Origin of the sequence: Microcoleus sp. N9_A1, from assembly GCF_036701795.1 — a bacterium.
Taxonomy (GTDB): domain Bacteria; phylum Cyanobacteriota; class Cyanobacteriia; order Cyanobacteriales; family Microcoleaceae; genus Microcoleus.
This window is the reverse complement of the sequence record NZ_JAUBRI010000130.1, coordinates 1-7,642: the sequence shown is the minus strand read 5'-3', so window position 1 is coordinate 7,642 and position 7,642 is coordinate 1. Positions and strand designations below refer to the sequence as shown.

7 protein-coding genes are annotated in these 7,642 nt (G+C 45.6%); 6 read left to right on the top strand and 1 reads right to left on the bottom strand.

Annotated elements, in window-relative coordinates; genetic code table 11:
• Nucleotides 1-251 precede the first annotated feature (251 nt).
• From rfbF to QUA58_RS30230, 5 genes are all read left to right on the top strand, one after another.
• Entirely contained in the window at nt 252-1,028 is a 777-nt protein-coding gene (gene rfbF / locus QUA58_RS30250) for a glucose-1-phosphate cytidylyltransferase (RefSeq protein WP_333257194.1), read from the top strand.
• Nucleotides 1,029-1,229: 201 nt separating this feature from the next.
• A complete protein-coding gene (locus tag QUA58_RS30245; RefSeq protein ID WP_333397827.1) occupies nt 1,230-2,294 on the top strand; it encodes an acyl-CoA dehydrogenase family protein in 1,065 nt (354 codons plus the stop codon).
• Between the two features lie 84 nt (nt 2,295-2,378).
• The gene (locus QUA58_RS30240) at nt 2,379-3,110 is read left to right on the top strand and encodes a cyclase family protein (protein ID WP_333397825.1); all 732 of its coding nucleotides are present in this window, start codon (nt 2,379-2,381) and stop codon (nt 3,108-3,110) included.
• Between the two features lie 178 nt (nt 3,111-3,288).
• Nucleotides 3,289-4,035: a DUF1995 family protein gene (locus QUA58_RS30235; protein WP_333397822.1), complete on the top strand. Its 747-nt coding sequence runs from the start codon at nt 3,289-3,291 to the stop codon at nt 4,033-4,035.
• A 329-nt stretch (nt 4,036-4,364) separates the two neighbouring features.
• On the top strand, nt 4,365-5,135 hold the full coding sequence (locus QUA58_RS30230; RefSeq protein WP_333199212.1) for a metallophosphoesterase family protein: 771 nt from the start codon (nt 4,365-4,367) through the stop codon (nt 5,133-5,135).
• 440 nt (nt 5,136-5,575) lie between these two features.
• Here the strand turns inward: QUA58_RS30230 and QUA58_RS30225 are convergent, their stop codons facing one another.
• On the bottom strand, nt 5,576-6,427 hold the full coding sequence (locus tag QUA58_RS30225) for a M48 family metallopeptidase (protein ID WP_333397821.1): 852 nt from the start codon (nt 6,425-6,427) through the stop codon (nt 5,576-5,578).
• A 373-nt stretch (nt 6,428-6,800) separates the two neighbouring features.
• Here QUA58_RS30225 and QUA58_RS30220 point away from each other — a divergent pair, with 373 nt between their 5' ends.
• Nucleotides 6,801-7,325 carry a DUF4330 domain-containing protein gene (locus QUA58_RS30220; RefSeq protein ID WP_333257207.1) on the top strand — a complete coding sequence of 175 codons (525 nt, stop codon included), beginning with the start codon at nt 6,801-6,803 and terminating at the stop codon, nt 7,323-7,325.
• Nucleotides 7,326-7,642: the final 317 nt, after the last annotated feature.

Here is a 7,642-nt window from a genome sequence, read left to right as displayed (position 1 = left end):
TTGGACGGGCGGGACGCCCATCCCACAATAACAATTAAAATTGTAAGTTATTTAATTCGCGATCCCTAGGATTATTCATAAATAGAGGTAAATAGAGGGTGCTGGGCGCCCACCCTACGATTATTGAGAATAGTTCGTGATTTATGTGGTTTACAAAGCTTCACTTAGTATGAGAAAAAGTTAATAATTCTTTGACTCAATCACTGATGATTGATGATAAATTAATTTATCATCTTTAAAAAATTGAAAAAATGCAAGTAGTTATCCTAGCAGGTGGTCTCGGTACTCGTCTCAGAGAAGAAACAGAATTTCGTCCCAAACCCTTAGTTGAGGTGGGAGGCCATCCAATTATTTGGCACATCATGAAGATATATGCACACTACGGTTTCCAAAACTTTATTGTGTGCTTGGGCTATCGAGGCAACATGATTAAAGAATATTTCCTCAATTATGAAGCCATGAACAATGACTTTACTATCTGTCTGGGACGCCAAAATACCATCACTTATCACGAGGAACATCTCGAACAAGATTTTAATGTTACCCTAGCTGAAACTGGCGCGGAAAGCATGACGGGAGGTCGGGTAAAACGGATCGAAAAATATATTGATAGCGAGAATTTCATGGTGACATACGGCGACGGAGTAGCTGATGTCAATATAGACGCCTTGCTCGAATTTCACAAGTCTCATGGTAAGCTGGCAACTGTCACCACATTTCGTCCGATTTCTCGCTTTGGAATTTTGGATGTAGACAGCGATAGCCGCGTAGTTCAATTTTCGGAAAAGCCTCAAATCGACGGCTGGATAAGTGTTGGATATATCATATTTAACCGCCGGGTATTTGAGTATTTGGGGGGAGATGATTGTATTTTAGAACAGGAGCCTATGCAGCGTTTGGCGGCAGAGGGACAGTTGATGGCTTACCGTCATGAGGGCTTCTTCTTTGCGATGGATACTTTTCGAGAATACAAGTATTTAAACGAGCTTTGGGATGAAGGGAAGGCTCCTTGGAAAGTGTGGAAATAAATTAGTTGGGGCATTCTCGGTAAGCCTTTTATGGACGGGCTCTCCGGCCCGTTCCACAATAAATTTACTCTTTGTAGAACAGGCAAGATGCCTGTTCTTGAGAAGGGTACAGACTGTGATGAAATAAGTTAGTTTTGGGGTCTATTTTTATGCTGGCTCACAAGATTTTAGAGAAAAATAACTATAAAATAATTATAAAAAATGGATTCCCAAGATATTCTCAACAGCACAGAAACTTACCTACAAAAGTGCGTTGCACCCCACGCGGAAATTATCGACAGCGACTCGGAAGCCCTGAAAACAGCAGTTGCGGGATTGGAAGATCGATCGCTCTTAGCGTTGAGAGTTCCCCAAAAATGGGGCGGCGCGGAGATTCCCCCGGAGATTTTTTACCAATATCAGGAATTGACGGCTCGATATTCCGGCGCTTTGTGTTTTCTGCAAACTCAGCACCACAGCGCAACTGCGATGCTTGCCAACAGCGACAATGAAATGCTAAAAAGCAGATACTTGCCCGCGATCGCCCAAAAAGAGTTACGCTTGGGTATTGGGTTTTCGCATTTGAGGCGATCGGGAAATCGGGCCGTCACCGCAACTCCCACAATAGCGGGCTATTTACTGTCAGGAAAAGTTCCTTGGGTAACAGGTTTTCGCTTGTTTCAAAAGTTTATTGTAGCGGCGGTACTTCCTGACAAACGCGCTGTTTTCGGTTTAGTGCCTTTTGCCAATATTGAACGCGAATCTGGTAAAATAGCTTGTAGCGAAATCATGCAGTTAATCGCCATGAACTCGACTAATACTGTGACAGCCACTCTCGATAATTGGTTGCTGCAGGAATCGGAAATAATTTCAGTTAAACCTGTCGGCTGGATTTCGGAAAACGACAGCAAAAATATATTGAATTTTGTGCCGGGTACTTTCGGCTGTATTCGAGCGGGATTGGATGTAATTGCAGCAGCGGCGGCTGCTAAGAATTCACCTTTTATAACGGCGGCTTGCCAAAAACTAGAGCAAAAGCTCGATCGGCTAAAACAGAATTTCCAACAATCTCAACATAGCTCGAAAGCAGAACAATTAGCGCTGCGAGCTCAAGCCATTGATTTAGCCGTGCGCTGCGGGCACGCTGCGGTTACAGTTTCTAGCGGTGGTGCTAACGGTACGTTGCACCCGGCCGGGAGAGTTTATCGAGAAGCTTTGGTGTATACTGTTTCCGGGCAAACAAATGATGTGATGGAAGCAACGCTCGATCGACTAATCGAATTTTAGATTTTAGATTTTAGATTTTATATTGAGTTCGCAGAAGGTCAAAAACTCAACTGTGTTTAATAAATAATAGATATATTTAACCTGATGACAAACAACTTTAAGTCAAATAACTTAAAAACGATAGCCTACAGCCAAATTATAGACTTAACCCATGCAATTCATCCCAACATTCCCATCTGGCCCGGAGATCCAGCCCCAGAAATTGCCACAGTAGCTCAAATAGAAACAGACGGGTATTTCCTGCGAAAATTCTCAATGGGCGAACACAGCGGCACTCACATCAACGCACCCAACAGCTTTTATGCAGGAGGCGCCAGCATTGATAGTTATTCCCCGCAGTCGCTAGTTTCCCCCGCAATTACGATCGACCTCCGAGAGCAAAGTCTTGCCAATCCCGACTACACTTTAACAATTGATGATATATTGACTTGGGAACGGCAGCACAAACTTATAGAACCTGGAAATCTAGTTTTATTGTATACTGGCTGGCAAGAAAAATGGGATGATGAGCAAGCATTTTTCAACCGAGACGATCGCGGAATTTGCCACTTTCCCGGATTTGGCAAAGCAGCAACTCAATTTTTGCTAGAAGAACGCTCTATCGCTGGAATTGGAACCGACACCCACGGAGTCGATACCGGGCAAGATGAAAGTTTTGTGGTTAATAAATTGGTATTGAAAACGCAGCGAATAGTGCTGGAAAATCTGGCAAATCTCAACTTGTTACCTGCGGCTGACTTCACTTTAGTTATCGGAATATTGCGTGTTTTGGGAGGTTCCGGATCGCCTCTGTCCGTGTTAGCTTTTGTTGCTTAATGCGGTAAAACTTACATCTTGCACCATGCTCAAGAACAGGCTTTCCGGCCTGTTCCACAAAGAGTGAATTTTCTTGTGGAACAGGCCGGAAAGCCTGTTCCTAAACAGGTAATTGAGAATGGTGCAATATCTCAGGTAAAATTAGATTGAGAGAAGTCGAGTAAAAACAATAAGATTAATGACAGAACTGCCCAAGGATCTCAACGAGGCGATCGCCCAATCCCGCATTGCCACCGCCGCTGCCCTCTCGGACGGGAAAACTCTACTGCAAGTCGAATTAGTATTTCCAGAAATCGCCCTGCAAGCACAGTCTATCGCCCTACAATTTATCCCAGAATTTGAGGAAATTCACTCCGGAGTCAAAGTCTTTTTTCCCGACACCGGTGCGGCAGCCCTCGCGCGCCGTGACTGGGGAGAAACACCGTTTAAAGTCACTGATTTGGGTAGCAGTCGCACTCCTGTTGAAGATAAAATTGCACCGGAAGATCAACTTTTCCTTTTGATCAATCCAGCAGCCGTAGAAGTGGCCCAAGTCGAAAAAATTTACATAGCTGCGGCCGGTCGCCCAGTAATTCTACTAAACCCGCGCCTGGAAGATGTTGCTACCATAGGTATAGGCTATGCGGGCCGCCAATTGCGCGATCGATTCCTCAGCAAAATCGAATCCTGCTACTATATCAGACCCCTAGACACTGCGGCTTTATTCCGCTGTTACCCCCAATCCTGGCAAGTCTGGCTGGAAACAAACGACGAATACGAACTAATTTCTGAAACCGCCCAAAAACCTGTCGGAGATGATTTAGAGCGGATTTTAGCCAAAGCTATCGGAACCGCCGATCCTGACTCCACCACACCTGCCAAACCCCTAAAAAAGAAAGGTTTTTTGGCAGAACTCCAGACATTCCTCAAAGCTTTGACTCAGTGACAATCGTTAAGACTCGATCGTATTTTAGGGTATGTCAGCTAGGATTATTTTCGACTGAATCGGTCGGCTAATCGCTGATGTACCCTAAAGCGTGAAATAACTCAAAGCTTTGCCTCAGTAACAGCAGTTGCAGAAGCACAATGAACAGCTTGCCTGTGTTTCTATCAGTAGCTACGCAAACAGAGATTGGCGAGCTTTACACGACATTTATACAAAGCAGTATAATGGGTGACACCCCTCCACCGTAAAAGAGGGGAGGCAAATAGCAGCAAAATCAGATGCTATAAGCTAGAGATGGGGCTTTTGAGTCAGGGAAGCGGATAAACACAATGGAGCACCGGCGCATTGTTATCGGGGATGTACACGGGCATTACGACGGCTTAATGACCCTGCTAGAGGCACTTGCCCCCAGCTCGAACGATCGCGTCTATTTTTTGGGAGACTTAATCGATCGTGGCCCCAAAAGCGCTCAGGTATTAGATTTTGTGCAGCAAAGCCCCTACCAAACTCTGTTGGGCAACCACGAACAACTGATGCTGGAAGCTTTGTCGGGGACACCGATGGATATGCGAGCGTGGCAATCTTGGCTCTACAGTGGCGGCGATGCGACAGTAGCCAGCTACAGAGATACAGGGATGATGCCGTACAAACACTTAGAGTGGCTGCGATCGCTCCCCACGCACCTGGATTTAGGGGACATCTGGCTGGTTCACGCCGGCGTTGACCCCCATCTGTCGATCGATGAACAGTCGATCGAACAACTTTGTTGGATTCGCAGGGAATTTCACACCATGTCGAAACCCTATTTTCCCAATAAATTAATTATCACCGGTCACACGATCACCTTTACCTTTCATGGGGTCAGACCGGGCGAATTAGTCAGGGGCGAAGGGTGGTTGGACATTGACACGGGTGCTTATCATCCCAAAAGCGGCTGGCTGACAGGATTTGACCTCAGCTACCGCAGAGTTTATCAAGTAAATGTATTTAACAATCAAGTCCGAATTTTGCCCTTTGACGAAGTTGTCAGGCAATTGAAGCCGCAGCCGATTGCACCCCCGCAAGCTGCGATCGATTCTATTGTTCAACAGCAGTGTTAAATCAAGTTTTCGGTGTAGGGTATGTCAGTTTTAGTCCGATCTATCTCACATCTTGCACGATTCTCAAGAACGGGCATCTTGCCCGTTCCACAAAGAGTAGATTTTCTTGTGGAACAGGCCGGAAAGCCTGTTCCTAAAAGGCTAATTGAGAATGGTGCAAGATGTCAGATATATTAAGTCGAAATTAACCTGCTTCTGACGTACCCTAGTAACTGGATTTATTTTTTAACGAACTGCGAAGATGCGAAGATCGCGAAGTTAAGAAAAGAGAAGAGAGCGCCTGATATCGTTTCCGGTAGCATCGGAATTATTAGCCAAAATTAGGACACGCCAGTGCCGTGTCCCTATAATATTATTATTTTCGGTAGGGACACGGCATTGCCGTGTCCTCTATATCATGTATGAGTGCAACCGGAATTGATATGACTGATTTACATTTGCTACGAACCTAAAAGCCTGCGGATTTCTAGCCTGTAATCCTCATTATCCAAACCTTCACCGCTAGCGAGATCCGGATCTATAGCCTGCGAAATAGCAGCAATACGATCGCCAGTTGCCGGGTGAGTGCTCAAAATGCTCGGAGGAGAAGGCTTGTTGAGCAACTTTTTCATAAAATCAACCATCCCAGATTGAGCGTAACCCGCTCGCCCCATAGTTTGCAATCCCAACTGATCCGCCTCATACTCAGCTTGGCGACTGTGGGGACGCCGCAAAGCCAATTCCACCCCAATCTGAACCGCCTGAGATCGATCGAGCCCTGTGGCCGAAGCTACACCTGAAGCTATGGCCATTTGACGCATTTGTTGAATCGCGTGGCGAGCATTAATGTGAGCGATTTCGTGGGCGATCACACTGGCCAATTCTGCCTCATTGTCCGCCGCTGCCATTAAGCCTTTATTCACATAAACAAAACCGCCCATAGTTGCAAAAGCATTAATCGCGTCGTCGTCAATCACTTGAAAAGTATAAGGAATATTGGGGCGAGTGCTTTCTTGAGCGAGTCGTTGACCGATGCGGTTGATATATTCTGTAGTGTCCCGATCGCGGTCAATCTTAAACTGGCGACTGGTCAACTGCTGATTAATTTGTCGGCCAATAGTCACCTCTTGGCGATCGGACATATTCGACAATTGAATAACTTGAATGCCCCGAAAAATTAGTTCAGGCAAAGAAAATGCTTGAGTCGGTTCCGGGGAAACCACCCAGATACCAGCAGCCACAATTAGGGACAGAAACAGATAAATCGCCCGGCCACAAGTACGCCGGCAAGTCAACCAAAAACTTTTTAACATGATTGATACGTGGCAGAAGTTAGGTAAAATTTTACGAAAAACTCGAAAACTCACTCAATAGGCAGACGCAATTTGAGGCTGCTTAGTTGCTATTCTAGCTTTTTGCCAATTTTTAACGGCGCCACCAGCTTCTGGGCGAGCCGCCTGTCGGCCAACCAACCGCCGTCAACTGCCTTCTGGCTTAAGTGCCCCAGTCATGCGGATTTTGGGCGATCGTTGTGGTAATATCTTTTAGCTTCAGGACTTACGCATCAATAAAGTATGTCATTGCCAGCGGTAGCTCAGCAATAGCAGCATCTGTTTTTCATCGATGTCTGCGTAAGTCCTGAGCTTGTAAACATACTCCTGTCGCTATCAGTATAATAGGCGATTTATGAAAATTTTGGATTCTCAAGGCCGGCTGTTCGGCAAACTCAGCATCCTAGACGTAGCTGCTGCTCTAATCGTACTGCTAGTTGCAGTCGGAATCTTCTTCTTTCCCGGCACTTCTGGCGGTTCCGTGGCCCAAGTCGGCGCCAGTGTCAAACCTGTAGAAATCGATGCAATTGCGATCGGTCTCAAAGGAACAAATGTTCAAAATTTGTTCAAACCCGGTGATAAAATCAATGTGGTGATCCGCAATCAACCCTCCGGTCAGATTACCATCAAATCTGTCAAAACTCTCACCAGAACCCTAGCAGTTCCTCAGCCCAACGGCACTCTGAAAGCTCTCCCCGATCCCAGAGAAGAAGAAGCCTTCAGCAAAAATATGATGTTTACCTTAGAGGGAAAAGGTCAACTTACTGAAAATGGCCCGGTTTTAGGGAATACGAAAGTCAAAATTGGCACTACGCTAGAGCTTGAAGGCAATAAGTACATTTTCAACGCCAGCGTTATCGACGTGCGAGTCAAAGAATAATTAATAGTCATTAGTCAGTTGTCAGTTGACAGTTGATAGTTGACAGTTGACAGTTGACAGTTGACAGTTGTCATTGGTGTCAAATTCCGACTAAAATTCATGATAAATCTCGCTTCTAGCAGAGTCTAGATCCCCCCTAGCCCCCCTTAAGAAATGGGGGACAAGATTATTGTCAAAGTCCCCCTTATTAAGGGGGACTTAGGGGGATATAGACTTGGATATAAACGAGAGATACAGAGGTCTTTAGGATTAAGGAATGAGAATTAAATAACTTTCACAAGTTTGTGGGATGGGCGTCCTGCCCGTCCAAAAAGGAC

What these genes read in the sequence shown, in the direction of transcription:
- QUA58_RS30240 (WP_333397825.1), top strand. Translation starts at nt 2,379, where the DNA reads ATGACAAACAACTTTAAGTCAAATAACTTAAAAACGATAGCCTACAGC.
- QUA58_RS30220 (WP_333257207.1), top strand. Translation starts at nt 6,801, where the DNA reads ATGAAAATTTTGGATTCTCAAGGCCGGCTGTTCGGCAAACTCAGCATC.
- QUA58_RS30245 (WP_333397827.1), top strand. Translation starts at nt 1,230, where the DNA reads ATGGATTCCCAAGATATTCTCAACAGCACAGAAACTTACCTACAAAAG.
- QUA58_RS30230 (WP_333199212.1), top strand. Translation starts at nt 4,365, where the DNA reads ATGGAGCACCGGCGCATTGTTATCGGGGATGTACACGGGCATTACGAC.
- QUA58_RS30225 (WP_333397821.1), bottom strand. Translation starts at nt 6,427, where the DNA reads ATGTTAAAAAGTTTTTGGTTGACTTGCCGGCGTACTTGTGGCCGGGCG.
- QUA58_RS30235 (WP_333397822.1), top strand. Translation starts at nt 3,289, where the DNA reads ATGACAGAACTGCCCAAGGATCTCAACGAGGCGATCGCCCAATCCCGC.
- rfbF (WP_333257194.1), top strand. Translation starts at nt 252, where the DNA reads ATGCAAGTAGTTATCCTAGCAGGTGGTCTCGGTACTCGTCTCAGAGAA.